Here is a 24390-nt window from a genome sequence, read left to right on the forward strand (position 1 = left end):
CAACTCTAAGCCACAAGCCTCATCATCTTTCACGACGAGGTGAATAATCACTATTGGCGGACATTCGGCTCGGCGGCGCTGATTGCGCTGATTGGCACAGGGATCGACGCCTCGATACCGGAGAGCTCGACGCTTGCCACGCAGGAGACCGCGTCGGATGCGGCCAGGCGGAATTTCGCGGAAAGCTTCGGCCGGGTCGCCGAGCGGACGATCAGTCGCAACCTCAATGTCCAGCCAACGCTGGAGATCCGGCCAGGCTACAAGTTCAACGTGCTTGTCGATCAGGATATTGTGTTTTCAGGCGCCTACAAAAATCAGATTCTGCTCGGCAAATAATAGCAAAGCATAGCCGATCTCGGATCCGAGCGCGTAGGATCGGTGATCTCGTGCATCATCCGCTCGCATCCAGTGGATTGTCGATTGTCGGACCGCAGCGGCAAGCCGCTCGGCCAGCTGCAGGCGCCGTTCGGCAACCGCAGAAGTCGCCGCCCTCCGAGCAATGCGATCGCCGTCATAAGCGGATGTCACCTGCCTGCTTCCAACGCTAGAAAAGCCAAGGACAACAACATATCGTCGGTCATGGCAGCTAGCGAGATCGGTCGCAGGGTTGGCTCGAACGGCCGAATTCTGCATCAAATTAACCGCTTAAGCTACATCCGCCAACCTCTCCAACTACGCCGCTGGCATGAGACGGAGTGTGAAACTAGTGCCTCGCCCGTTGACATCGACCTAATAAATGGCCCCGTGCACCTGAGCCAAGTGGACCTTGTTTAAATGCTGTTGCTGGCACTCAATGGAGCCGCTTTAAAACCGAGAAAAGCTCTTGGGAGAGCTAAGGGAGATAACATGCATATAAAATCAACAATGGGGATCGTTCTTGCAATGACATTGGTCGCAGCACCTATTGCTCGCGGCGCCGAAGTCACTTGGCCCAGCTATGTGTGGCAAGACCCGGAAGATTCACCTTTTTATAAAGCCTTCGAGAAAGGATTTGAGGAGGCAAATCCAGATATCGATATCAAAGAAATTCCCACGCCGTTCGGCAGCTTCTGGGACAAACAGTTTCTGGATCTCTCTTCCGGGAACTCAGCGGATATCGTGACGATGTTTGATACGGAAGTGAGATCATACATCGACAAAGATCTTCTCGAACCACTCAACCCATATCTCGAGAAGGCAGGAATTTCGCTCGACGACTTTTATCCTGGCGCTCGCGCCGCCGTCAAAGACGGCAAGATCTACGGGATTAACTTGATTATCAATCCCCGGACACTGTTCTACCATCGAGGAATGATCGAAAAGGCTGGCCTCAAGCCGCCGACCAACCTGTCCGAGTTCACAACTGCTGTCGAAAAGTTGCGCAACGAGAGCGAAGGTGAATTCGGGTTCGCAACTTGGGCAAAAGCTGGCGATCCGAACACCCTTTATCTCGAAACCGCGCCAATCGTGTTTGGCTTCGGCGGTTCGTTTTTTGAGAAGGGCGAGCCCACTGCAACCAAGCCGGAGACCATCGAGGCGTTGCGTTTCTATAAGAAGCTTTACGATCAAAGCCTGATACCCAAGGGCATGGATGTAAACGGCTATCGGCAGATCTTTGTCCAAGGAAAAATCGCAATGTATGCTGGAGGGCCCTACATGGGCGCCTTGGTAGAGAAAGCCAACGCGGAACGCGGAAAAGAACTTGCTGCCGAGCAATTGCCCTTCCCCGGAAAACGGACGTTTGCGTTGAGCGTATTTATGGGAATCGGCAAATCCGCTAAGAACAAGGATGCAGCAGCAAAGGTCCTCACCTCTATGGTGAGCCGCGAGTGGCAAAATAAACTGCTCGAAATCGCTGGACAACCTCCGGGGCGGCGCGATGTGGATTACAGTGGTTATCTCGCAGAGCATCCGTGGTTCAAGGCGTTCATTGAAGCTGCCAAAGATCCGAACACCGTTTCCTATGCTCCTGATGGCGCCGAGTCTTATGCTCCCGAGGTTATTAAGATCATCGGTGGCAATGTTGAGGCCATGCTCTTCAACAATGTCACGCCTGAAGATGCCGCCGCGAAAATGCAGAAAGAATTGGTAGCCTTGGCGATGTCTCACAAAAAGTAGCTTCACCCAGAAGCTTTGGCTGCGGTCTGCATCGTGAATGCCGTAGCGGCCGGCCCACAAAGAATTTTCTCGCGGTCAAAGGCGACCGCGAGCGGGGACGAATGTCCTTCTTAATCTCGCTCAAAACTTAGTAGGAGAATCCATGAGCAACAGCAAAACCAAGATCTACATGGATGGAAAGATCATTCCATGGGAAAGTGCCACGATCCACGTGGCATCCACCGGCGCGAAATATGGTGCCAATGTCTTCGAGGGTATTTGCTGTTACTATGGCGACCAGCAGTACCTGTTCAGACTACGCGAGCACCTGGACAGGCTGCGCGAATCTATTGACCTAATGAGGCTTCCCCAACAGTACTCTGATGCGGAGTTCGAACATGCGATTTGGGAAACTCTCAAAGCTAACGACATCTCAGGGGACGCCCATATTCGCCTTTCCATCATCGTAACCGGTGAAGGTCTCTACGACGTGAGCGGTCCTCTCGCACTCGTATGCACCGCAACACCCCGCGAGCCCGGGACATTGTCGGACCGAACAGTAAGTTTGGGATTCAGTAGTTGGCGACGCATCGACGATGCCTCGATGCCTCCGCGCATCAAAGCGGGTCCTAATTATCACAACGGCCGTTTCGCACTCATGGACGCTAAGCGTCATGGTTATGATGAGGCGCTTCTTCTGAACTCCGCTGGCATGGTGTCGGAATCAACCAATTCCTGCTTCATGATGATTCGCCGCGGGGCCCTCGTCACGCCTCCAGTTTCGGCAGGTATCCTCGAAAGCATCACTCGTGATACGTTCCTTAAAATTGCTGCTGACGAACTTGGCATCCCCGTCGAGGTAAGAGAGATTGACCGGACAGAAACGGCAATTGCCGAGGAAGCGTTCCTCTGCAATAGCTTCCAAGAGGTGCGTCCAGTTCGCAGCATTGACGGTATCAAGCTGAAGCGAACGGCTCCGGGTCCTGTCACCCTACGTCTTTGGGAGTCTTACGAGAACGTGGGACGGGGGCGGATCTCAAAATACAGGGATTGGCTCACGACACGAGTGGATGTTCAGCCGCAGAAATCAGGTGCGGCCGCTGAATAATTTCCACCCAGTGATCCGAAGCTCGGATCCGCCGAACAGCCCATAGCCTCGACGAAGCTAAACTGACTCCGGTGGGCTGCCCACCGGATAACAGCCTTGAGCCGCCGTATTCGACGAAGTCTTCAAATTCGGAGGATATAACGCACGGCTATGACCAATCTAAAACCGCGGCGAACATCACAAGTTCGGATCGTCGAACACAGTGCTGAAATATGTGAAGGATCGAAACACCGACTCGGCTCACGATAGTGTTGGTGAGGACGTGAATTCTCCGATCTCTACTTCATCTCGATGAGGCAGACCTTTCAATCTTCAATCGCAGTGAGGGGCGGGAACAATAGGCCGCCATCCGTTAATAGGAGGAAAAGATGGGGAGCAATCGGACAAATACGCAAGCCAATGGCCCATCGCCAATTCTAATGGACGCTACAACTTTTCAGCTCTCGCGACGGCAGGTTTTGGGCGCCGCCCTGGCTGCTACCGTAGCAGGTTACACCACGGCCAATGCCGCAGAGCCTGTCACCGAGGTAGCATTCCCTGGTTATGAGTGGTCAAACCCACAGGATATTTTGTTCTGGCGGCCATTCAAAGAGGAGTTCGAGAACAGTAATCCTGACGTCAAAATCCGCGATATCCCAGTGCCGTACGGAGATTTCTGGGATAAGCAGTTTGTTGAGCTGTCCGCCAGTAACGCACCTGACATCGTAACGATGTTCGACACCGAGATAAAATCATACGTCGAACACGGCTTCCTTGAGCCGCTCAATTCGTACATCGAGAAAGCCGGCGTCACACTCGACAGTTTCCAGCCCGGTGCTCGCGCTGCAGTCAAGGATGGCAATATTTATGGATTGCTGTTTCTCGTCAATCCGCGGGCGCTATTTTATCACGGCAGTTTACTTCGAAACGAAGATTTAGAGGCACCAAGAAATCTCGCGGAATTCCACGCAGCTCTGCGAAAGTTGCGAAAAAGGGATATGCAGCAGTGGGGTTTTGCTACCTATTCCAAACCAGGAGACCCAAACAACCTGTTTAGTGAAATCATGCCGATCATCACTGGGTTTGGTGGAGCTTTCTTCGAAAAGGGGACGCCAACAGCGACCAAGCCGGAAACGATCGAAGCGCTGAAATTCTACAAACAGATCTATGACGAAGATTTGATCCCGAGAGGCATGGATATTAACGTTTACCGCCAGCTTTTCGCAGAGGGTAAAATTGCGATGTATGCCGGTGGTCCTTTCATGAGTGGCCTGGTTCGAAAAGCAAGTGCGGCACGGATGGACGAGCTAGGTGCGACGGCTTTGCCATTTCCCGGCAACCGCACATTCGCGCTCTCAGTATTCCTAGGAATTGGCAAGACGGCGCAGCATAAAGATGCAGCAGCGCGCGTCCTTCTAGCCGCGACGAGCCGGCGATGGCAAGGCGAGGTACTTCGCATACAGGGTTCGCCACCAGGCCTGCGGGACATCGACTACTCAACCTTTATCGCTGCAAACCCATGGTTCACCGCCTTCAGAGACGCCGCTAACGATCCACACACGGTCTCGTTTGCACCGGACGGAGCGGAAGCTATTGGCCCAGAAGTCATCAAAATCGTTGGCACCCGCTTCGATCAAATGCTCTTCGGCGACTCCAAACCTGAGGAGGCGGCGAACGCGATGCAGGAAGATTTGGAGGCGCTTCTAGCAGCCCGCGGGAAGAATTAACATGATGGGAACGCTAATTTTGCGCCTTGATTATTCCTTCAAGGGTTCGCTTCAGCGGTTAGCGTCGCTTAATGACTGTCTCTGGATACGAACTGAAGACGTTGCCGCAAACATTGCATTCTGTCTCTTTGCTGTTTGGCCGCGCCTCTCACCGACTACTAGGCATGTGGTTGGACGATGCGATGCTGTTACACGCAATCAACGCCCTTTTTAATTCTCAGTAAGGTTACCCCCATGCTTGTCATCCACCACCCTGATCAAGCTCTACATGATCCACAATGGGCTCTACGACGCGGCAAGCTCATGGAGGCACCTGATCGAGCGGAGCGGTACGGTATTCTCCTAGCAGCCGCGCGCGATGACGGGCATGAAGAGGAGATCGCACCGATTGGGCCTATTGATCCTGTTCTCGCGGTGCACGATCGTGAGTACGTCGAGTTCTTAAGGACACTTTATCAACGCTGGAGCACAATGCCCGACTGCGGAGACTACGCAGTACCTGACTCCCATCCAACGCACCGTATGCACCGAAAGCCAAAGGACTTACGTGGAGAACTCGGATGGTATTGCAACTCCACAGGTTGTCCAGTCACAGCTGAAACCTGGACCGCCGTTCATGCGAGTGCTCAGGTGGCCGCCCATGGTGCTCGCAGGGTGCTTGAGGGGGTGAATGCGGTGTACGCACTTTGTCGCCCCCCCGGACACCACGTCTACCCGGATCTTATGTCTGGAAGCTGTTTTCTTAACAATGCCTCGATCGCAGCACAGTTGCTCGCAACGCGTTTTGAGAAGGTTGCGCTTGTAGATATTGACGTTCATCACGGCAATGGCTCTCAGCACATTTTTTACAGTCGATCCGATGTATTGTTTTGTTCCGTTCACGTTGACCCATCGGTTGCGCCGCCTTTCTATGTAGGCTACGCAGACGAAGAGGGGGAGGGGCTAGGTAGAGGGTGCAATATCAACCTGCCCTTGCCAAGAGGTACCCGCAATGCTTCATGGCTGCTGGCGCTCGACAGCGCGCTTTCGAAAGTCGAGCAATTTGGTGCGCAGGCCGTCGTTGTATCCCTTGGGCTTGATGCCGGCCAACACGATCCCAATGGTATCTTTAATATCACCGATGACGGTTTCTTTGAGGCTGGCAGACGCTTTGCAGGGCTACGGCGACCAACATTGCTGGTACAGGAGGGGGGGTATCTCAGCGCCTACTTAGGCGGCTACCTCAAAAGTTTTTTACGTGGCTTTGAGAACGATCCACCCGCGGGCTGAGACTGAATCTCCTAGTAGAGCATTATCCCGAACCGCCGGCCATCAAGCTGTTTCATTGCTCAATCCAAACTCGCTGAGGAAACCGACCGATTGTCGCCTGATGGCCAGCGGTCCGCGTCTACGGGCGCCTCATTCCGTTGTCGACCTCTCCGCCGCCTGCGGCATCTCCAGAGATTGGCTCACACCCCGGTGTGAGTACATCGACAATATGCACGTCTGCAAGATCGAATACGCCAGGCTGATCTCGGACCCATCCAGTAAATCGTAACCAACTCAGACAACATCGATTACGGCGAGATGTTCCATGCTATGATCGCACGGAAGGCGTGCCTTAACACCTCAACCGAACGCTCTCGCTAAAATCCGCACCTAGCATGGCAGTGTGTCCGGCATTTCCTCGTCGATGAGCAATGTTGATCCGGAAAAGATCGAACGCATCATCGCAGACCAGCCGAACCAATACACTCCGCGCGCTCGCCGGATTCCAATTCATTTAGTTGACGAACCGCGGCGAAACCTGAAATGCAAGGATGCTTCACGATCTCGGGCCTCCCCCCCGCTGTCTTCGCTGGAGCCGAACCAGCGAACGTGTGCGGGCACAATTTCGCTCCCCGCCCAGTCGCCGCTTCGGCTAAACAAATTCGCTTGCGGTTCGGAAGACCTCATCAAAGTCTATTTAAGATGGATGCCGTCCTGCGACTAAGCACCCTGCAGCCCAGCTGGAGGCTCTAAACTTGCTAATCGTGAGGGCCACCCGATTGCTTGCTCCATCTGAGTAGCAACTTGCAGCAACAACCGATCTTCGCCTCGCGCTGCAGCAACCTGAACGCCGACGGGTAGCTGTTCCTCGGTCCATCGGACAGGGAAGACCATCGCTGGTTGACCAGACGCATTGAAAGGCTCAAGAAACACCGATTCGCTAAGGTCAATGGCCGACTGCTGCTCAAAGGAACTCTCAGCTACTTCTTTGAGGCGATACTGCAACTGATGCACAACCGGCGTCACAAGGAGATCGAAACCTTGCTCCCACCACTGTAGCATTCTCGCTGATCGAGCAAGATGCCAATTCCAGGACTCGCGAAGATCTTGAGAAGAGAGCCCCAAATTCTTCTGGTATTCTGCCCAGGTGCGCGGTTCGACGTCCTTCTCTTCCACCGGACGGCCAAGAACCTTCGCAAGGTGTGCGATTGCCGCAGGAAAGCAGTCTCCAAATCTAACTCGGTCAACCCATCCCGGTTTGGTCTCGAGTATCGCTGATGGGTGCGTGAGTTCCACGTTATGGCCGGCCGCCTGCAGAAGCTTTCCGACATCTTCGACCGCGCGGACACATTCCGGATCGACTTTCAATCCGCCGGGAGCGTCCGTCAAGAGACCAATTCGTAGCACACGCGCAGGCGCACCTAGATCGGCAAAATATGGTGCACTGGGCCGTGGAAGCGAGAAAGGGTCGCCCGGAAGCGAACCATTCACTGCGTCAAGAACCACCGCGCTGTCGCGTACCGTGCGCGAAATCACGAATGGCACGCTATATATGTCGTCAATCGAACCCACCAGCTTCGGCATCCGCCCGCGCGATGGCTTCAACCCGAAAACCCCGCACCATGCTGCGGGCTGCCTGATCGAGCCACCGCCGTCGCCCGCGTGCGCAACGGGAACAAAACCGGCCGCAACTGCAGCTGCTGATCCTCCCGACGAGCCCCCAACTGAGTGATCCAAGGACCAGGGATTGCGCGTGGGGCCAAACGCGAGCGATTGAGTGTCGCAAAGCTGCCCGAATTCCGGCATGCTGGTCACCCCAAGGGTGACCAAACCCGCTTCTTTGAAGCGTGCACCGAGCGCAGAATCGGCTTCGGCCGTGTAGTTAATCCGCTTGAGCGCAATGTTCCCTAGGGTATGTGGTACCCCAGCCTGTGCGGCGCCGGTAGTATCCTTCAACAGGAACGGCACACCGGCAAGTGGCGCTGTAGACCCTGGCCGGACAAAATCAGCCTCCTCTAGCGCCTGTTCAAACCTTCTGTGTACCACCGCATTGACTACGCCGTTTCCGGCCTCGATGCGGTGGATTGCCGCTTGAACCAGTTCACGGGCCGAAAGTTCACCTTTCCGAACTAGTTCGGCCTGCGCAACGCCGTCTAACCGGGCTAGCTCAATCGCGGTATTCTTTTCTGCGCTCATATATGAAAGTTTCCTTATCTGCACAAATCAACAAACAGGGTATGGCGCCCTAGTTGCCCGATCGATGGTGCGGCGACTGCATGAGGCTTACTTCGTTCCACACCGCGTACGGTGTAGGGAGTGGCCGCAATGCTTTGCGGCCACTATTTTTTACGTTCCTGAAGCAGCTAGTTCTTCTTTTTGGAAGCGACTAAAGCCAGAAGTTCCTTTTGCATCTTCGCCGCCGTGTCCTCTGGCGAGACGCCGGAAAAGAGCATAGCTTCCACATTTGCGCCGACAACCTTTTGCACTTCCGCCGCGAAAGACTCCGCCCCTTCGGGCGCGATTGACTTCGTCTTCGGATCATGCGCCGCGTCGATGTAAGCTTGGAACCAAGGATATTTGGATAGGGTTGCCGTGTAATCTATATCAAGACGTGCCGGCGGCTGACCAATGAGATCGAGGATCTTCTGCTGCTCCTGAAGAGTCGCGATGAAGGCCACCATTTTACCCGCAGCATCCTTGTTTTTGGAATCTTTTCCGATCCCCACGAAGACGCTCAGCGCTTTGGTTGCGTGTCCAGGAAAAGGTAAGGCCATGGCACGGAGGTGAGGTCCCAACTCAGGGCTTATCTTTCCGACAAGCTTTCCCGCAAAAGAAGCTACGGGCTCCATGGCGATCTTGCCCTGATAGAAAAGCTGAGCAGCGCCGTTGATGTCCATGCCTTTTGGCGTCAGGTTTTCATCATAGATTTTTTTGTAGAAACGCAGCGCCTCGATCGTTTCAGGTTTGTCGGCAGTCGGCTTACCTTTCTCAAAAAAGTCTACCCCAAACCCTCTTACATAGGTCTGTACGCTGTTATATTGCAGGTTCGCTGCACCAGGCTTCGCGAAAATATTGGTGGCAAATTGGTGCTTTTCAGGTTGATTGAGTTTCTTGAGCGCCTCGTAATATTCCGAAATATCCTTCGGCGGCTGCACGCCGGCCTGTTCCAGCAACTTTGAATGATAGAGTAGTACCACCGGATTGACGATTATGTTTACGCCATAGATCTTGCCGTCCCTAACCGCAAGACGAGCACTGGGGCCAAAATCGTCAAGCGAAATACCCGCCTTGTCGAGATAGGGATTGAGCGGCTCAAGAAATCCGTTCTCGATGTAGGTTCCCAGTTCGCCATCGAACATTGTCACAATGTCGGCTGGATTCCCCGAAGCAAGGTCGGTGAACTGCTTGTCAAAGAATCCGCTATAAGGTACCGGGACCCGCTTGATTTGGATATCCGGATTCGCTTTCTCAAAATCATCCGCGAAGGCTCCATAAAAGGGAACGTCTTCGGGATCTTGCCACATATACCCGGGCCAGGTTATCTCTTCAGCGTGGACGACTGTTGCCGTCCCCAAAGTCATTGCTAACACCATCCCCATTGTTGATATTATACGCATGCTTTCTCTCTCCCTAGACGAAGCGTTGCTCGCGGTTTCACAGAGCGACGCCAATGTCGGCGTTGGCTTTTCGTTATTGAAGGGCCGCATTTCGACGTTGGATAGAGCCACTTCCCGGCCCCCCTAAATGCGGAACAAATTCAGAAAGGCCCGCGCGTGCTTTCGGTGAGCCGAAACACGCTCTCAACTACTCACCAGACAGTGTAGCCACCGTCGGCCATGACGATCGCACCTGTCATCAGGCTCGATGCATCCGAGGCCAGAAAAAGCACGACTGAGCCAATTTCGTGTGGCTCGCCTTGCCTATTCATGGGCGTGGAACTCATCCACGTGGAAAAGATCGAGTCGTCATCCTTGCCCCATCTCCCCGGCTTGTCGATGTAGGTCGGAGCTACAGCATTGACACGCACGCCACGATCAGCCCATTCGGCCGCTAGACACTTGGTCAGATGGTGCACACCGGCCTTTGCGACGTTGTAATCCGACTGGAATTGCGGGCGGTTGACAATCTCACCAGAGATGGAACCGATGTTGATAATCGCTCCTTTTTTCTTTGTGAGCATTTGCCTACCAAAGGCGCGGCAGCATCTGAAGACGCCATTTAGATTGAGATCTAGCGTTTGCATCCAAGCCTCATCGGCTAGATCTTCCGCCGGAAATCTTCCAAGTCCTGCGCCAGAATTGCAGACGAGAATGTCTGCGCCACCAAACTGATCAGCGACAATTTCCGCGGCCTTTTCGACCTCGTCGGCTTTGGTTACGTCGAATTTCAAGACACTGGCGTCGTATCCGAGATGCGCGAGTTCATCCCTTCCACGTTCAGCCGTGTCGCTGTCTGACCGTCCAGTGATGACAACTTTGGCACCGGCCTCGGCTAGAGCTTGTGCACATGCAAGTCCTATGTTGCGCCCGCCGCCGGTGACAACGGCAGTACGACCTGTTAAGTCGAATTGTCTTCCGTAGAATCCGGCAAGCGGTCGATGCGTGAGAGGCTCGTTTGGGTTTGAAATCATCGTGCGTTTCCTAATGCTCAGATCTTCTCAGCTTATAAGCTGCGATGACAACCTGACAGGACCGCTTGGCGTCAGTGCGGGGAGCCAATTCTGCTGGTGTTCAATTTCGCGGAAGCGAAAGTTTCTCTGGAGTTAAGGAGCGTGGCGAGACGCGAGACAGCAAGATTTATTTCAGTTTGACTGAAACCTGCGAATGCAAGCAGAAGGCCATGTGCATCCGTTCTCTTGATGCACATCGGACTGATCGGCTTAAGAGCAACACCAACGTCCGCCGCTCGCCGACAGAATTCCACATCGTTTATTCGTTTGTCGCGCAGGTGAGCAAACAGTTGCGTTCCTTGTACAGTTGGCAATATTTCGATGTGATCGCCCAAATGGCGATCGATTGTCTTACAGAGTTGGTCTCGTGCTTCTCGGTAAACGCGGCGCATTCGAGAAAGGTGGCTAGTCAAATGGCCCTCAGCGAGAAAATCTGCCATGAGCAGTTGCTGAAACATGGGAGGCTGGCGATCAGCCAGGAAACGAGCCGCAAGAAATGCAGGCATTAACCGTGTTGGCACCACAGCGAAACCCACGCGCAGGCCAGGCATAAGCATCTTGGAGAATGTTCCTATATAAATCACTCTCGATGCTTCATCCAGCCCCTGCAAAGAGGCTAGAGGCCGGCCTTCATATCGGATTTCGCTATCAAAGTCGTCTTCAATAATCCAGGCATTATTTTCGCGCGCCCACCTCAGAAGTTCCAGTCGACGTTGTAGTGAAAGCGTGACGCCAAGAGGATACTGGTGCGATGGTGTCACGAAAGACAAACGGGCAGTCCTGCAGTTGGCCACACCGAAGCCGACGTCTATGCCGTCGCTATCGACAGGGACTGGAAATATGCGGCCTCCTACACTCTCAACTGCCGCTCGCGTCGTTGAATAGCAAGGGTCTTCAAGCCAAACGTGATCGCCGCTGTCGACCAGGACCTTAAGGGCCAAGTCGACTGCCTGTTGAGCACCGCTGACAACAATGATGTTCTCCGCATCGCACCTCACCGCTCGCGCAGCTCGTAAGTAGATAGCTATTTGCTCCCGCAGTTGAGGCAGCCCTTGAGGATGCGAGTAGGATGAGTGGCTTTCGCCCAAGGCTAGCAAGTGACGTTGGGCTAGCCTGCGCAGGCTCTGGAGGCTATTTGCATCGAGTGAGCAGACGCCGGGGTTGAATGGCTGCCGACCACCAAGGGGGAGTGACGGCCACCAGTGCTCGGCAATTTTGCCTAACTTGGAGAGATCATCTGGTGGAGCGAACGTTTGCTCTACGCCACGGGCTCTCGTTGGCTGCAATAGGTCAATGGAAACGTCGGCAACAAACGTGCCCGAACCTGAACGCCCACAAATGTAACCCTCTGCCGTTAGTTGCTCGTATGCCTGTGTGACCGAATTACGAGAAACGCTAAGTTCATCCGCTAGAGCCCGTGTGGACATCAGTCTAGACTCAGCCTTCAAGCGCCCCCCGATGATCGCCTCTCTCAGTCCCAAATATATTTGTCGGAAGATTGGAACGTCCGAAGATCGATCGATCGTCAACGCGATAAGTTCGGCGAGTGACCCTCGCGGCGCTCGCTTGGATTCAATGGACATAGCAAAGCGGCCTCATATTTCCTATCCGACGAGGTGATACACAGGATCCAAGTTACTCCTTAATACGCGGGTATTCTATTGTTAAACAGGCTCAAATACCCCAGGTTCGGCCTGCTCCTACGTCACTGCTAATTGACCCCGAGACCACTACGCGCACCGGGGTCAATACTAATTTACGCCTATACCGTTTCGACAGAGGAGAGACCGATTTCAGCCAACACCTCTTTGGTATGCTCCCCCAATGCCGCTGCCGGTCGGCGCGAAACAAGTGGCGTTTTCTCCATGCGGAGAGGTTCCACGACAACCTTATATTGACCGCCGTAAGGGGTATTAACGTCTTGGATGATCCCCGTTTCGACCACCGCGGGGTCAGCAAGCGCTTCGCCAAGTGTGCGGACAGGCGCAGTCCAGGTGCCTGTCGGCTCAATTATCGCCGTGGCTTCGGCAATGCTCATGGTTGCAAGGCGCTTGGCAATTTTTCCAGCAATTTGATCCCGATTGAAGCGGATCTTCTGCTCAGTGATATCCTCTTCGGTCAAGTCTTCGATTTGTAGCGCGATAACGAGTTTTTTGACCATCGGTACGCCACCAAATGTCGACAGGACAATCGCCCCATCCTTCACTTGATACACACCGTAAGGAGCCGATTGGTTGACATGGGCAATCCCAGCGCTGCTTCTGATCGGATTGGGATTAACGTTGAGGATGTAGGAAGCTTCCTGTGACATCAGAAACATCGACGATGACATCATGTCCGCGCGTACAGCTTGCCCCTCGCCAGTCGCGTCCCGGTGGCGTAGCGCTGCGAGGATACCCACTAGGACCTGCATCGCGGTGAAGCCGTCAATAATGTACGCGCCCACGGGGATTGGAGGGCCGTCACCCCGACCGGTCAGGGACGCGATTCCGCTCAGCGCTTGGATCAGAAGATCCTGTCCCGGGCGGTCGCCCGCCGAACCTTCGGGATCATATGCCGAGATTGACGCATAGATAATGCGTGGATTGATTTTCTTGACCTCCTCGTATCCCAGGCCTAGCTTTTCCATCACGCCCGGACGATAGTTCTCAATCAGCACGTCGCTTGATGCTATCAGGGCCTTCGCAGCGGTTAAGCCATCCTCAGTCTTGAGATTCAAGCAAGCATTGCGCTGATTGCGGTTCGTCACGACAAAATAGGGGCTGATGCCCTGCAGATGACCGTCCGGATCGCGCAACGCGTATCGATTTACGTCCTGAGCCGGGCTCTCGATTTTAATCACATCGGCGCCCAAAGAACCCATGTATTGAGCTGCGATCGGGCCGGCAGCAAAATGTGTGAAAGCAACGACGCGGATTCCGTCAAGTGCAGTCTTAGGCATCATGCAGCCTCCTTCTTAAGGTGACGTGCAATGATCATTCGTTGCACTTGGTTGGTTCCATCCCAGATCTGATGAATTTTCGCATCCCGGAAGAGCCGCTCGATCGGATATTCCTTGGAGTAGCAATAGCCGCCAAAGATCTGCATGGCGTTGGTTACGTTTCTCATGCACATGTCGCCGGCAAATGTCTTCGCAAGCGATGTGGCGAACGTGAAGGGCTGGTCGGCATCTCGTAGTGCCGCGGCATTATGCATCAGAAGCCGAGCAGCCTCGATCTCGATCGCCATGTCGGCAAGCATGAACTGTACCGATTGGAAGTCGAAAACAGGCTGACGGAATTGTTCGCGTTCAAGCGAGTATTTCAGTGCGACGTCCATAGCGGCCTGAGCGACGCCCACTGCCATCGCGGCTGCACCCAAGCGGCCAGCGCCATCAAGTCCGTGCATCACTGCTCGAAATCCTTCGTCTCCACCAAGCTGCTGGCTTTTGGAGATCCTGCAATTGTCGAAGAATACCGGCGCTGTCGCGAAGCCGCGGATGCCCATCAGGTCGAGCTTCTCGCCGAAATTGAGGCCCGGGGTTCCCCTTTCGACGATATAAGTGCGAACGCCTTTGGAGCGTTGCGACTTGTCGACTGTTGCGACAACAATAAAGAAGTCGGCGACGAGGGCGCCTGAAATCCACATCTTCTGGCCATTGAGAATGACGTCATCGTCCTCGATGGTAGCAGTGGTAGTTAGAGAAGCGGCGTCGGAACCAGCGTTTGGTTCGGTAAGGCAAAAGCTGCAAAGCGATTCGCCACTGGCAAGGCGCGGAAGATATTTCTGCTTTTGCTCCTCAGTGCCCATCGCGACAAGATAGTGCACCATAGATTCCGTAAGAGTAACGCCGTTGGCCACTGCGGAGGACGCTTTGGCGATCTCCTCAACAACCATGCACCAGGTAACGGTATCTGCACCGCTTCCACCGTATTCCACTGGAGCTGTCATGCCGAGGAGCCCGAGCTCACCGAGTCTCTTGTGAAGCCCCCGGTCAAACGTTGAAGTTTCGTCGATTTGACGAGCTTTGGGTGCGATCTCCTCAGCAGCAAATCGTCGTGCCATGTCTTTAATGGCGCCTTGCTCTGGAGTTAACGTAGCGTGCATAGTGCAATCATCCCTTTACTGCGCCAGCGCCGAGGCCAGCCATGAAGTGCTTTTGAATGAGGAGGAAAAGGATCACGGGCGGTAGCGTGAAGATCGTTGCAGCCGCCAGAATTTGATCCCAGGGCGTCACATAAATCCCTATGAAGGACGCCAGTCCCACAGTACCAACCCACTTGTCTGTCGCCGTAACGACCGTGCGCGCGAACATGAATTCGTCCCACCCATTGATGAAGGTAAAGACGGAGACGGCGACCAGTCCGGGAAGCGCGATTGGCAAGGTGATGCGGGTCATAATGAAGAACCAGGACGCACCATCGACGCGAGCAGCCTCTTCTATTTCCACGGGGATCGTGTCAAAAATTGACTTCATCATCCAGATCACGACGGGAAGCGAAAACGCGAAGTTTCCAATGACTAGGCCGAAAAGCGTGTCCGTCAGATTCAAGCTAATATAGATTGTGTAGATCGGGATGATCAGGACGAGCGGAGGCATCATCTGCGTCGTGAGAACGATAAGCGCCAGAGAAGACTTTGCGCGATACCTGAACCGGGACAGCCCATAAGCGCCGGAGATACCCGCGGCCAAAGCGAGCACCGTGGATCCAACGGCAACCACGAGCGAGTTCCAAAGCCAGAGGACTATTTCTGTGCTGTTTAGTAGGCCGACATACGCATGGAAGTCATAAGACTGGGGCACTAACTTCGGCGGGTAGGCAAAGATTGCTCCGTTCGAATCCATGGAGGTTTTGAACATCCAGTAGAACGGGAACAATACCGCGACAAGAAGAATGACAAGTGCCACGTAGAATGCTGCTGACCAGAGCAACTGCTTTGTCTCATGTATTTTAGTCATCGCTGGCTTCCTTTCCGATAAACCAGAGCAAGGTACGCTGCCGAGAATGTGAGAGACAGGAGCAGAACAATTGCGCCGATCGCGCTGGCAGTGCCTACGTGGAAAAACTTGAAGGCTTCAAGGTAGCTGCGTACCACGATGGTTTCTGTGCAACCGGCCGGCCCGCCCTCTGTCAGAAGGAAGATTGCTGTGAAGCTCCACCCGAAGCTCCAAATCGCAATCAGGAGCGTGAGCATGACTGTTACACCGCGTAAGCCGGGTAGGGTGACATGCCTGAATGCCTGGATGGGGCCGGCCCCGTCGATCTTTGCGGCTTCGTAGTATTCGGACGGTATGGTCTGCAAGCCCGCCAAGTACATCACCGTGCCGAACGGCACGAGCTTCCAGATCGACAGAGCACCTACGCTATAGAAGGCTGACGGGCATGCCGTGAGGAAGTTGACCTTGTTTGACGCAAGGCCAATCGCATTGATCAGGTAATTCAGTACGCCAAATTCATAGTCATACATCCAACCCCATACGATACCTGCTGCAACGTACGGCACCGCCCAAGGCAAAAAGAACAATGCACGGACGAGACCCCGCCCCGGAAATTTCCTATCCAGCATCAGGGCAATCGCCAGCGAGAAGCCGCATACGAAGATGACATTGCCAACGGTCCAAAATAACGAAGTCCTCATCACCGTTGGAAACCAGTCGCTTGCGATGACCTCTCGATAGTTCTGAAGGCCAATAAAGTGAGCCGCGCTTCCGATGTTATTCGAGTAGAAGCTGATAACGATCGCGTGGATCATCGGGTAAAAAAATACGACCGCCAAGGCGAGGAAACTTGGCAGAAGAAACGCGTAAGGCACCAGCGCCTCCCGTTTCTGGTAGCCGAACCACCGGCGCCGTTGTTCCACCTCCATGTTCAATGCGGCCGCTTGAGTGCCGCTTCTCTGTATCTCGCTGTTCATCTCGCGTTTCCCCTGCGATTTTGACGTTCAAAAAACTCAGTGCTTTGTCGCAATGAACGTTGTGAGCTTTTGTTGAAGGCTGTTCGCTGTCTCCTCTGGAGAGAGGCCTTGGAAGAGCATGTTCTCCACGCCTTCGGAAACGATCTTGATGATCTCCGGTCCGTACTGCTCCGCGCCTTCGGGCGCATAGGAACGAGCAGAGAGAGATGCGCTCTCGAATGCCTTGAACCACGGATTTTGATCGAAGAACGTGGCAGGCAACATATTCACGCGGCCTGGGTAAGCCTTGCCGATCTGCGCGATCTTCAGCTGGAAATCGTCTTTGAGCATCCGCATTAGCACAGCGGCGGCAGCATCTTTGTTCTTGGCGCCTTTGGGGATCCCAAGGAACACAGTGACCGAGACTGTCTGATGGCCCGGGAACGGCAATGGAACTGCGCGCAGATCCTTGTAGACGTCCTTGTCTGCGTTCTCAACAACGCCAGCAATGAAGGAGCCAGCTGCGTACATGCCAACCTTCCCATGGGCAAACATGTCACGATAGACGCCGGTTTCGACGCCCCGTGGTATTAAGTTTTCATCGAAAAGTTGCTTGTAAAGCTTAAGTGCAGCAATCGTTTCGGGCGAATTGGCACTCGGACGTCCTTCCTTGAAGAAGCCGCCGCCGAATCCTACGATCAAAGGCGAAATTTCGATATAATTCAGGCTAGCATTGCCGGGCTTGGATGCAGTGGCATACCCGAATTGCTGCGCCGCAGGTTGGCGCAATTTCTTGGCCGCCTCCAGAAACGTCGCCGAGTCTTTGGGAGGCTGCAGCCCAGCCTCGCGAAATAATTTTTCATTATAGAAAAGCGCGCGGGCGTTAACGACAACCGGCACGGCATAAATATGTCCGTCCTTCTGTCCAAGGGAAGCGGTAGGTACAAAACTGGAGCGATCAATGCCGGCCGCCCCCAGGTAGTCGTCAAGAGTTTCTAGAAGACCTTGCTCGATATAAGAACGAACATCGGGATCGTAGAAGGTACCAATATCCGGCGGGTTTCCATTGCTCACGTCAGCAAACTGCTTGTCCCAAAAAGTTGAGACCGGGATCAGTACATTGTTGATGTGATCCTGGGGATGCTCCTTCTCGTACGTGCCTTTCAGTTCCTTGAGGGCGGGCGCCAGTCCAGGATCATTCCAAAGAAAGCTCGGCCATTCGATATCCGCCGCATGGCTCACAGTCGACGTAAGCGCAAAGCCGAAGGCGATTGCGGCTCTTTTGAAGGCTTTCATGTGACTCCTCCCGGGACCATTTGATTGATTGAGCGAACTTAGCAGGTTGACCGTCGTCGAAAAGGAGTCTACCTTGAAACGAGTTCTTAATGGAATGGTATTCCACGCAGATGAAGGTTGTCAACTCGCTTATCGAAAATTGCTTTGCAATCATCGAGCTTCTGGCAACGGAAGCGCAGAGCATGCGCCTTTCGGACTTGGCAGACAGGCTTGAATTGCAAAGGAGCGGCGCCCATCGCGTCCTGACGACGCTCGTCGGTTTGGGGTGGGTGGAGCAAGACGATGCCACAGACTTTTACCGCCTGTCGTTGAAGCTGCCAGCCATAGGTTATCGCTTTATGCAGGCGGCATCGTTACCGGATGTGTTGCAGCCTGTACTGGATAGACTCGCTCGAAGCAGCCGAGAACTTATCCGGCTGGCTGCGCTCGTAAGTGAAAATCTAACGACGGTTGCCCACGCTCAAGGAGCCCAGGGAAGCCTAATCTGCCGCTCGCGAACATTTCCCGTCCTGCCACTTCACGTCAGCGCAAGCGGCAAGGTTTGGCTGGCAACACTGTCGCGTGAAGCTGCGCTCAAACGTGCGCTGGAGGCAGGGCTTGGCAAGCCGGGCAGTTATGGCCCGCGCGAAATCAAGACCGTAGATGAGTTCATGTCTGAACTCGACCGCACTGCAGCAAGAGGTTACGGGATTGCGCTGGAGGAAGCCGAAGAAGCAATCGGCGCCGTTGCGGCTCCAATCGTCACGACCTCTGGTCAATTCGTAGGGTCGCTCGCCATCGTTGCGCCAGCCTTTCGCTTAAATGAAGCACGACTGGAGGAACTTGGTGCGCAGGCAAAAGCTAGCGCAGCAGAGCTTGCGCTGGTGTGGCCCCTCCGCTCCGTGGCCGGATCTGATTCAGGCGAAGGCGACGCAGCATGAACATTACATTGATCGGTGACTTTCCTCGCGAAACAGATGCGTCACGGTGGAGGAAGCCATGAAACCAGTCGTCGTTATTCCCGCGCGAATGGATTCGAGCAGGCTTCCTGGCAAGCCTCTTGCTGACATTCACGGAGAGCCGATGATCCGGCATGTGCTTCGCAGAGGTGTGGAAGCGGGTTTGGGCCCTGTGTTGATCGCCGCCGGGGACCAGGTGATCGCTGATGCGCTTGTGGGAACGGGTGCCAACGTCATTTTGACGGAGACCGATCTTGCATCTGGGTCGGACAGATGCCACGCGGCGTTGTCAAGCTTTGATCCTGATCGAATATACGACGTTGTCGTAAACCTGCAGGGCGACATGCCCACGTTCTCACCGCTTTTATTGCGCAAAGCAATTTCTGTACTCGAAACCCTTAATGTCGACATCGTCACGCTGGCAACTCCTGTATCTGATCCGTCTGAAGCGGAGCGCACGGCGGTCGTCAAGGTGGCTGTAGAGCCCTCAAAAGAGGATTCTCTGATGGGTAGAGCCATCTACTTCAGTCGGTCACCGGTCCCGCATGGGGCACGTAACCTTCTGCATCACATCGGGCTGTATGTTTACCGACGCGACGCACTCGACCGTTTTGTAGCCGCCCAGCCATCCCAACTTGAACGCCTTGAAAAACTTGAGCAACTAAGAGCTCTTGCCTTGGGTCTGACCATCGGTGTCGCAGTTGTTGATACACTGCCTCTTGGGGTCGACACTCACGACGACCTCGAAGAAGCCCGCCGCCGATTAGCTCTATCTGCACAGAGGACGTCATGAATAAAAATCTTCACGAGGCGTCTTTACGATTGGTAGGAAAGCGGAGGAATACCCGCTCCGGCGAGGTAAGCCTATCCGGCATTGGCGCGCTAAGCGATGCGTATAAGGTACAGGCACAAACACGCCTGCTCCTTGCCGCTTCTATTGTCGGTTGGAAGGCTTCACTACAGGCGAATGGAGCCCTGTTATCAGCACCACTGTTTGATTGCGACACGTTTCATAGCGGCAGCAAAGTGCCGTTTGTCGGGCGAATTGGTCACGGGGTCGAATGTGAGCTCGCTTTCCTAATCGACGATCCATTGCCGCCACGGCCGTGTCATGGCTACACAAAATCTGAGGTCCTTTCGCACGTCAGTGGCGTAGTACCAGTATTTGAGATGCTGGAGAGCCGCCTAGTCGACGGGTTCGGGTCGTCTCAAGCACATCTCGTGGCCGACAACCTGGGCAATGGGGGAGTTGTGCTGGGTATGCCGATGTATGGCGGGCAGCATCGAGGCTTAGCAGAGATCGGCATCACGGTTAATATCGATCGTAAGGTTATCCTTTCGAAGCGTTACACCCACCCTGCAGGTGATCCGGTGGATGTGCTGGTTGCCCTGGCAAATCATTTGGCCGACCGAGGATTGGTATTGGAAGCCGGTCAATTCGTTATCACCGGTTCCTATACGCCCGCGCAAAAGGTCTTGCCGGGCGCCCTTATCACAGCCTCGTTCGATGGGTTCAACCCTGTCACGCTTCGAGTTGCGGCCGAGGAAGAGCCGCCAACACTCGCGGCAGCCGCCCACATAGAAGGCGCATCCCTCCACAGGCAGATGCCTCAAAAGTAAACCAAACAACTAAGGGAACACCGCACATGGCAAATTTGAAAATCGCAAATCTCCGCAAGGCGTACGGCAATTATCCCGTCATCCATGGAGTTGACATTAACATCGCGCATGGTGAGTTCGTGATTCTCGTGGGCCCCTCCGGCTGCGGGAAGTCAACGTTGCTGCGCATGATCGCTGGTCTCGAATCCATCAATTCCGGAGAAATCCGCATCGGGGAAAGGGTCGTCAACGACATTTCTCCGAAAGAGCGTGACATCGCGATGGTGTTTCAAAACTATGCGCTCTATCCGAATATGACGGTCGCGCAAAATATGGGATTCGCGCTCAGACTGCAGAGAGCCTCTAAATCGGATATCAGTCAGCGCGTATCTAATGCAGCGAGTATCCTCGGACTTGAGAAATTGCTCGACAGATATCCCCGCGAACTGTCAGGTGGTCAACGTCAGCGCGTTGCAATGGGAAGAGCGATTGTGCGGGACCCGAAGGTGTTCCTTTTTGATGAGCCTCTTTCCAACCTGGATGCGAAGTTGCGCGTATCAATGCGATCGGAGATCAAGGCTCTGCATCAGCGCTTGGGCAGCACGATTGTGTACGTGACGCACGACCAGATCGAAGCGATGACGATGGCAGATAAAATCGTCGTGATGCATGATGGCATTGTGGAGCAGATCGGCACTCCGTTGGACCTCTACGATAGTCCCGCAAACTTGTTTGTCGCAGGTTTCATTGGCTCTCCAGCGATGAACTTCGTGAAGGGAACGCTGACCACAACGGGAATGAAAGATGACAGCGGCACGATCTGGAACATCGCAGAAGATCGAGGGAACGTCGTTGGGAAACCGGTTACGCTTGGAATCAGACCGGAACATATTCGGCTTGATCCTCAAGGATACAAGGCGAAAGTATACGTCGTTGAGTCAACCGGCTCTGAGACTCAGATTATCGCTGATGTCGGGCAGACGAGACTCACATGCCTCATCCGGGAGCGCATCGAGGTCCGGGTGGGCGATGAAATTTCAATCGGCTTCGATCCTTCAATCGCACACCTCTTCGACGGCGCCACGGGGGAACGTATTGTTGGCACGAGCAGACTCGCAGCGTAAGCAGTTTGAACTCTTGTTACGTGCTGCGAGGTACTCAGCACTTGTGCGCACAATAGCAAGTTGACTAGTGCGCCTTTTGGCGCGCTGCTCATTGATAACAGACAGGTGAGCATTACAATGAAAATTCTCGTCCCCGTGAAGCGGGTGGTTGATTACAACGTGAAGATCCGCGTGAAGTCGGATGGCACGGGTGTTGAGCTTGCCAATGTGAAGATGTCGATGAACCCGTTCGACGAGATCTCGGTCGAGGAGGCGCTGCGGCTGAAGGAAGCCGGCAAGGCCGAGGAGGTGATCGTCGTGTCGATCGGTCCGGCCAAGGCCGAAGAGACGCTGCGCACGGCGCTTGCGATGGGTGCCGACCGCGCCATCCTCGTGGAGACCGACGACGCCGTCGAACCGCTCGCCGTCGCCAAGATCCTCAAGGGCGTCGTCGACGCCGAACAGCCGGGGCTGATCATCGTCGGCAAGCAGGCGATCGACGACGACTCGAACCAGACCGGCCAGATGCTGGCGGCGCTGCTCGGCACCGCGCAGGCGACCTTCGCCTCGAAGATCGAGATCGGCGACGGCAAGGCTGAGGTAACGCGCGAGGTCGATGGCGGTCTGCAGACGATCGAGATCAAGCTTCCGGCCGTCGTCACCACCGATCTGCGCTTGAACGAGCCGCGCTACGCTTCGCTGCCGAACATCATGAAGGCGAAGAAGAAGCCGCTCGACAAGAATAGCCCAACCGACTTCGGCGTCTCCACCGCCCCGCGTCTGAAGGTGCTGAAGACCGAGGAGCCATCCGGCCGCAAGGCGGGCGTCAAAGTCAAGTCGGTCGCCGAGCTGGTCGAGAAGCTGAAGACCGAAGCTGGCGTCCTCTAGGGTTCGACAAAGGGAGATATATCCATGGCCATTCTTCTTCTGGCTGATCACGACGGCAATCACCTTTCCGACCAGACCGCCAAGACGCTGACGGCCGCAACGCAGATCGGCGGTGACATTCACATTCTAGTCGCCGGCAAGGACGCAAAGGCCGCCGCCGACGCGGCTGCCAAGCTCTCCGATGTGTCCAAGGTGCTGCTCGCTGAGGGCGAAGCATTTGGTCACAGCCTAGCGGAACCACTTGCCGAACTAATCTACTCCATTGCGGCGGACTATGAAACGATCATCGCCGCGGCCAGCTCGACCGGCAAGAACGTTATACCACGCGTCGCCGCCCTGCTCGACGTCGCCCAGGTTTCGGAAATCATCGAGGTCGTCTCCTCCGATACCTTCAGACGGCCGATCTATGCCGGCAACGCCATCCAGACGGTGCAGACAACCGATTCTAAGAAGGTGATCACCGTACGTACCGCCTCCTTTTCCCAGGCCAGTTCCCAAGGCCTACCTGCTGCCGTTGAGGAAATCTCGACGGCAGCCTTTTCTTCCGACCTATCGCGCTTCGTTACCGATGTGCTGTCGACGTCTGAACGTCCGGAGCTGACCTCGGCGAAGATCATTATCTCGGGTGGACGGGCGCTCGGCTCGTCGGAAAAGTTCAAGGAAGTGATCCTGCCGGTTGCCGACAAGCTCGGGGCTGCCGTCGGTGCCAGTCGCGCGGCCGTCGATGCCGGTTTCGCCCCGAACGACTGCCAGGTCGGCCAGACAGGCAAGGTGGTCGCCCCCGACCTCTACATCGCCTGCGGCATTTCCGGGGCCATCCAGCATCTCGCCGGCATGAAGGACAGTAAGGTCATCGTTGCCATCAACAAGGATGAAGAGGCGCCGATTTTCCAGATCGCCGACTATGGCCTCGTTGCCGATCTGTTTGAGGTGCTGCCAGAGTTCCAACGGCAGATTACGAAGGTCTGACTACTTAGCCGCCAGTTGCGAGGTCATAGATTTCTCTCTGGTCTAATTGATTGGAAACGAATTCCGTTTTGGAGTTTTTCACGAACCCGGAGATATGGATGACAGTCGCCGCCGTAACGAGATGCCAAATTTTGGCTGGAGAGCCTGATCCGGTTGAGCTTTCAGAATTGGCCGGTCGACTTGATATGCCGGCGAGTGCAGTGCATCGACTACTCGCGACTCTGGCTGGTCAAGGCTGGGTAATACAGGATACGACAAGTCAAAAGTATGCACTTTCTTTAAGGATGAGCACATTGGCCTTTCGCAATCTCGATGCTCGAAATGTCCCAGATGGCGCAATCCATTTTAGATAAGCTGGCCTTGCAAACTCGGGAATATTGTCGATTGGCTATATTGGAGGGCCAGGACTTGGTTTGGGTTGCTCGCGCGCAAGGTGCTATTAGCGGACTGAAGTATGATCCCGACATGGGGCAGGAGATAATCCTGCACGCTACGGCGAACGGGAAGGCTTGGCTTGCAACACTGCCGGAGGAGGAAGCGCTTTCGATTGCATATTCAAGGGGCTTTGGCGGCTCCCGCAAGCTCGGCCCAAATAGCGCACGCAATGTTGACGAGCTTCGAGAGAAGCTAGCTGAGACACGGCGTCAGGGCTTCGCGACTTCATTGGAAGAGGCCGAAGCAGGTACCGCGGCTGTCGCGATCCCGTTTCGAGATAATTCCAGTTCCAACGCAAGGGTTGCCGGCACCGTATCGGTCGCCGGGCCCATGGTTCGGATAACACCAGATCGCTGGCAAGAGCTTGCGGCCGCACTTAATCAGGCGGCGGCTGAACTTAGTCAGATCTGGCCACTCCGCAACCGTCAACGCACCGCGGTCCGTCCCAGATGACCCTGGGTGTGAGCAACTGCTGCTGCAG

General features: G+C 54.8%; 21 protein-coding genes and 1 pseudogene. 13 read left to right on the top strand and 9 right to left on the bottom strand.

The window, feature by feature from the left end; all coding sequences use genetic code 11:
* Positions 1 to 27: 27 nt before the first annotated feature.
* The 5 genes and pseudogenes from QN219_RS27285 to QN219_RS27305 form a co-directional block, all read left to right on the top strand.
* Positions 28 to 336: pseudogene (locus QN219_RS27285) on the top strand (TrbI/VirB10 family protein); the annotation flags it as partial.
* 438 nt (positions 337 to 774) lie between these two features.
* A complete protein-coding gene (locus QN219_RS27290) occupies positions 775 to 2097 on the top strand; it encodes a sugar ABC transporter substrate-binding protein (protein WP_284003308.1) in 1323 nt (440 codons plus the stop codon).
* A gap of 142 nt (positions 2098 to 2239) precedes the next feature.
* Positions 2240 to 3184, top strand: a complete 945-nt coding sequence (locus tag QN219_RS27295; RefSeq protein WP_284003311.1) for an aminotransferase class IV — start codon at positions 2240 to 2242, stop codon at positions 3182 to 3184.
* 368 nt (positions 3185 to 3552) lie between these two features.
* Complete coding sequence (locus QN219_RS27300) at positions 3553 to 4890, top strand: sugar ABC transporter substrate-binding protein (RefSeq protein ID WP_283979695.1); 1338 nt, start codon at positions 3553 to 3555, stop codon at positions 4888 to 4890.
* A gap of 234 nt (positions 4891 to 5124) precedes the next feature.
* Positions 5125 to 6159: a histone deacetylase family protein gene (locus QN219_RS27305; RefSeq protein ID WP_284003312.1), complete on the top strand. Its 1035-nt coding sequence runs from the start codon at positions 5125 to 5127 to the stop codon at positions 6157 to 6159.
* Positions 6160 to 6858: 699 nt separating this feature from the next.
* Here QN219_RS27305 and QN219_RS27310 read toward each other — a convergent pair.
* From QN219_RS27310 to QN219_RS27350, 9 genes are all read right to left on the bottom strand, one after another.
* Entirely contained in the window at positions 6859 to 8334 is a 1476-nt protein-coding gene (locus QN219_RS27310) for an amidase (RefSeq protein WP_283979697.1), read from the bottom strand.
* 167 nt (positions 8335 to 8501) lie between these two features.
* Positions 8502 to 9755 (bottom strand): sugar ABC transporter substrate-binding protein, encoded by a 1254-nt coding sequence (locus QN219_RS27315; RefSeq protein ID WP_284003314.1) that lies wholly within the window; start codon positions 9753 to 9755, stop codon positions 8502 to 8504.
* A 191-nt stretch (positions 9756 to 9946) separates the two neighbouring features.
* Entirely contained in the window at positions 9947 to 10768 is an 822-nt protein-coding gene (locus tag QN219_RS27320) for an SDR family oxidoreductase (RefSeq protein WP_284003316.1), read from the bottom strand.
* Positions 10769 to 10839: 71 nt separating this feature from the next.
* Positions 10840 to 12390 carry a PLP-dependent aminotransferase family protein gene (locus QN219_RS27325; protein WP_309486625.1) on the bottom strand — a complete coding sequence of 517 codons (1551 nt, stop codon included), beginning with the start codon at positions 12388 to 12390 and terminating at the stop codon, positions 10840 to 10842.
* 179 nt (positions 12391 to 12569) lie between these two features.
* Positions 12570 to 13748 carry a CaiB/BaiF CoA-transferase family protein gene (locus QN219_RS27330; RefSeq protein ID WP_284003318.1) on the bottom strand — a complete coding sequence of 393 codons (1179 nt, stop codon included), beginning with the start codon at positions 13746 to 13748 and terminating at the stop codon, positions 12570 to 12572.
* Positions 13748 to 14893, bottom strand: a complete 1146-nt coding sequence (locus QN219_RS27335) for an acyl-CoA dehydrogenase family protein (RefSeq protein WP_284003320.1) — start codon at positions 14891 to 14893, stop codon at positions 13748 to 13750. The genes QN219_RS27330 and QN219_RS27335 overlap by 1 nt, the downstream gene beginning before the upstream one ends.
* A gap of 7 nt (positions 14894 to 14900) precedes the next feature.
* A complete protein-coding gene (locus tag QN219_RS27340; protein ID WP_284003323.1) occupies positions 14901 to 15746 on the bottom strand; it encodes a carbohydrate ABC transporter permease in 846 nt (281 codons plus the stop codon).
* Positions 15743 to 16702 carry a sugar ABC transporter permease gene (locus tag QN219_RS27345; RefSeq protein WP_284003327.1) on the bottom strand — a complete coding sequence of 320 codons (960 nt, stop codon included), beginning with the start codon at positions 16700 to 16702 and terminating at the stop codon, positions 15743 to 15745. Before QN219_RS27345 ends, QN219_RS27340 begins: the two co-directional genes overlap by 4 nt.
* Before the next feature lie 36 nt (positions 16703 to 16738).
* Complete coding sequence (locus QN219_RS27350) at positions 16739 to 17977, bottom strand: sugar ABC transporter substrate-binding protein (RefSeq protein WP_284003330.1); 1239 nt, start codon at positions 17975 to 17977, stop codon at positions 16739 to 16741.
* An 89-nt stretch (positions 17978 to 18066) separates the two neighbouring features.
* Between QN219_RS27350 and QN219_RS27355 the strand changes: the two genes are divergently transcribed.
* The 8 genes from QN219_RS27355 (at position 18067) to QN219_RS27390 (ending at position 24362) form a co-directional block, all read left to right on the top strand.
* Positions 18067 to 18897: an IclR family transcriptional regulator gene (locus QN219_RS27355; RefSeq protein ID WP_284003333.1), complete on the top strand. Its 831-nt coding sequence runs from the start codon at positions 18067 to 18069 to the stop codon at positions 18895 to 18897.
* A 58-nt stretch (positions 18898 to 18955) separates the two neighbouring features.
* Entirely contained in the window at positions 18956 to 19708 is a 753-nt protein-coding gene (locus QN219_RS27360) for a 3-deoxy-manno-octulosonate cytidylyltransferase (protein ID WP_284003337.1), read from the top strand.
* On the top strand, positions 19705 to 20535 hold the full coding sequence (locus tag QN219_RS27365) for a fumarylacetoacetate hydrolase family protein (protein WP_284003339.1): 831 nt from the start codon (positions 19705 to 19707) through the stop codon (positions 20533 to 20535). Before QN219_RS27360 ends, QN219_RS27365 begins: the two co-directional genes overlap by 4 nt.
* Positions 20536 to 20561: 26 nt before the next feature.
* Positions 20562 to 21638: a sn-glycerol-3-phosphate ABC transporter ATP-binding protein UgpC gene (locus tag QN219_RS27370; RefSeq protein WP_284003341.1), complete on the top strand. Its 1077-nt coding sequence runs from the start codon at positions 20562 to 20564 to the stop codon at positions 21636 to 21638.
* Between the two features lie 117 nt (positions 21639 to 21755).
* Positions 21756 to 22505: an electron transfer flavoprotein subunit beta/FixA family protein gene (locus tag QN219_RS27375; RefSeq protein ID WP_284003344.1), complete on the top strand. Its 750-nt coding sequence runs from the start codon at positions 21756 to 21758 to the stop codon at positions 22503 to 22505.
* A gap of 24 nt (positions 22506 to 22529) precedes the next feature.
* Positions 22530 to 23474, top strand: a complete 945-nt coding sequence (locus QN219_RS27380) for an FAD-binding protein (RefSeq protein WP_284003347.1) — start codon at positions 22530 to 22532, stop codon at positions 23472 to 23474.
* A 185-nt stretch (positions 23475 to 23659) separates the two neighbouring features.
* Positions 23660 to 23827 carry a helix-turn-helix domain-containing protein gene (locus tag QN219_RS27385; RefSeq protein ID WP_284003386.1) on the top strand — a complete coding sequence of 56 codons (168 nt, stop codon included), beginning with the start codon at positions 23660 to 23662 and terminating at the stop codon, positions 23825 to 23827.
* Positions 23796 to 24362 carry an IclR family transcriptional regulator C-terminal domain-containing protein gene (locus tag QN219_RS27390; RefSeq protein WP_284003350.1) on the top strand — a complete coding sequence of 189 codons (567 nt, stop codon included), beginning with the start codon at positions 23796 to 23798 and terminating at the stop codon, positions 24360 to 24362. Before QN219_RS27385 ends, QN219_RS27390 begins: the two co-directional genes overlap by 32 nt.
* The last annotated feature ends 28 nt before the right edge of the window (positions 24363 to 24390 follow it).

Origin of the sequence: Sinorhizobium sp. 8-89 (genome assembly GCF_030124325.1) — a bacterium.
Classification (GTDB): Bacteria; Pseudomonadota; Alphaproteobacteria; order Rhizobiales; family Rhizobiaceae; genus Sinorhizobium.